The 664-nt window shown below is 62.0% G+C and carries 1 protein-coding gene; it reads right to left on the bottom strand.

Features of this window, described 5'->3' with window-relative positions; translation table 11 throughout:
- On the bottom strand, positions 1–664 hold a 664-nt coding region (locus tag B2W70_RS09870), incomplete at both ends, for a putative solute-binding protein (RefSeq protein WP_286745285.1).

Here is a 664-nt window from a genome sequence, read left to right as displayed (position 1 = left end):
CGCACTCGGCGTCGCCGGGGTTGATGCCGCAGCGCACGCGCTTGATGATGTTCAGGCCCTGCTTGTTGTAGTGGCCGGCCTTGGCGATGTCGATGCGCGACTCGCGGAACATGATCACGTACTTGGGCACGGCTTCAGCGGGCAGTTCATCCCAGTACTGTGCGGGGATGCCTGACTCTGCAGCCTTGATCAGCTTGAGCGCGTGGTCGAACTTGGTCAGCCAGTACTCGCGCGAGACCTGACCGAAGGTGTCGGGGAACTTGCTGCGGTTGATGACCATCTGCACGGTCGGGATCATGATGGGCAGCTTGCCGATGCCGCCGGTTTTGCCCAGGCCCTTGTGCAGCTCGAAGGGCTTGAAAGCCACGGCCGGCAGGGTCACCATGTCGACGTTGCCGTTGTTGAACTTCGGACCGATGTTGGTCACGTCCACCGACACGGGCTGGGCGCCAATGCGCTGGATCATCACGCTTTGGGCCTTGTCGTAGTCGAAAGCGGCGATCTTCTTGCCCGACAGGGCTTCAACGGAATTGACCTTGCGGTCGCGCACCATCGGGTAGGCGGCGCCCAGGGGGAAGATGCCAGCGACTTCGTAGTTGCCATCGACCATCAGCTTGGAGGCCTTCGGGTCGGCGAACACCTGGATGACCTTGCGCACGACTTC

Origin of the sequence: Aquabacterium sp. UBA2148 (assembly GCF_002328915.1) — a bacterium.
GTDB classification, from domain to species: domain Bacteria; phylum Pseudomonadota; class Gammaproteobacteria; order Burkholderiales; family Burkholderiaceae_C; genus Aquabacterium; species Aquabacterium parvum.
Note: the sequence above shows the minus strand (reverse complement) of the source record. Positions and strands in the feature narration are given on the sequence as shown.